Annotated in this window: 2 protein-coding genes; one reads left to right on the forward strand and one right to left on the reverse strand. The window is 45.6% G+C overall.

What is annotated here, in order from left to right; translation table 11 throughout:
• Positions 1-885, reverse strand: an 885-nt coding sequence (locus tag VIP81_RS04580; protein ID WP_331957297.1) for a hypothetical protein, incomplete at its 3' end; no start/stop codon positions are given.
• 445 nt (positions 886-1,330) lie between these two features.
• Here VIP81_RS04580 and VIP81_RS04585 point away from each other — a divergent pair.
• Positions 1,331-1,528, forward strand: coding sequence for a hypothetical protein (locus VIP81_RS04585; protein WP_331957298.1), 198 nt, complete (start codon positions 1,331-1,333; stop codon positions 1,526-1,528).
• The last annotated feature ends 334 nt before the right edge of the window (positions 1,529-1,862 follow it).

Here is a 1,862-nt window from a genome sequence, read left to right on the forward strand (position 1 = left end):
ATTATATTGCAAGTCACATTCCACAGCATTACAACCTTTACTGATAGCAAGGCTGATATAACCTAGTGAATTTGCTCTGTGACCAATTAAATATATAGGGCGATTATCAAATGCGGGTACAGGACGAGAGCTTAGTTTTACTGTTGCCTTACTTGAAACAGGAGGAGTAATGTTCATGTAGTATTCTCCAGCCTTTTCGAATACTTCACAGATAACATGTCCATTCACATCATCTTTTGTTAGAAAACAGTAAAAGTTATCTTTACAAGTCCACAGCGTTGAGCCTGATATAAAATTAATTAACCAATAGTCTTTCCCTGTTCGACCGGGGCCTGTCCAAAAGCCTACACTAAAAGGTAAACTGCTCATCCCCTTTTCAATAGTTGTATAATTGCCTACATCGTAATGATCGTAGTCATATCGGTGATTTAGTTGTACATGAGAAATGGTTCTGGCTGTATTATTTTTTATAATCACTGTGGCTAATGAGTTTGGTGTAACCACATCAGAGGTAAGTGATACGATACAACGACTGGATTTAGGGCAGATGACTTCCATTTTCCCTTCATTACCATCCTTATAGATCCGGCAGATGACATTTCCTTTTACGTCAGATGCAGTGAGGAAACAGTAAAAATTATCCTTACAGGTCCATAATACACCATCGGCTTCAAATATAATTTGCCAGTAATCTTTTCCTGTACGGAAAGGTCCGGTCCAGAATCCCACGTCAAAAGATTCACCCGTTTCTCCATTGTCAAGCTTCTCCCATGATTTTTTATCATAATGGTCCGTATCATAACGATGCTTCAGCGTTACCATGGATATCGGGCTTCCCCAGTCGTTTTTCACTGTGGCTGTGGCCCATGAGTTTGGATTGCTCATCTGATGCTCCTTGTAGTTGCAAGAATAGGTACTCATCAATTTAATTAGAGTATGTAAGTATATTAGACTTCACTTTCAGTTATTGTGAGCCCGGTGGAATGGATTGCGAGCCGGGCAGGGTAAATGTGAGCCCATTGTCACTCAATGTGAGTCGGCGGCGTTTTTCATTTGCAGTTAATGTGAGCCGAAATATGCGCTGATTGCGAGTCGGAGGAATTTCGATTGCGAGCCGCTACACATACCTTACCCAGACCCGTATGGTTGATGTGGTCAACCACACACATCAGCTGAGCGCTGTTGGCCCGTGGCGGGATTTCATCAAACATATCAATCTGGCCCAGACGGGGGACAAAATCATTCAGGATGATCCCCGCTTTTTGATAACGGTACCGGTGAGGAGATCCTGACGGAATACATCAGGCTAATCCTCGATGAGCGCGCCCGGGTGGCCTCAGTACGTTTCCTGGTGAAGTGTGCTGGCCAGCTGATGGCGGAGTCCTGGGCCAGTGAGGTGGTGATCCTGCCCGGTCAGCCGGTCAGAAAGTGGCTGGACAGGTATGAAATACAGTATGTTGCCAGTGAAGCCCGGACCGCCATCGCGGAACAGGCCCGGGCCTTTCGCAGTTTTGTGAAGGCCGCCTGAACTATCAATGGGCCGTATCCCGCGGCCCGGTGCGACGGGGTGGTGTGTTTAAATAATGAACGTTTCATGGTGTGTCACGCGTTGCGTGCCCTGTAGCTGTTTATCCACAGGCTGTGCGGCGGATTACAGGTCAGGATTGTGGACAACTATCCGGCAGGTGTCATTGATGGTCTGAAACGGGGTCAGGGTTGCGGGAATATAAAATAAAAAAGTGTAAATATTGCACTTTTTTAGTGTGAGATATTTATGCCTCTGAATGCCATTTCTCAGAGGGAACACAGGAAGCACCCCGAAGAACAGCCTCGAGTTTTTTAAATGAACTCAGGGCGTCTGT

It is taken from the genome of Chitinophaga sp., assembly GCF_036566945.1.
Taxonomy (GTDB): Bacteria; Bacteroidota; Bacteroidia; order Chitinophagales; family Chitinophagaceae; genus Chitinophaga.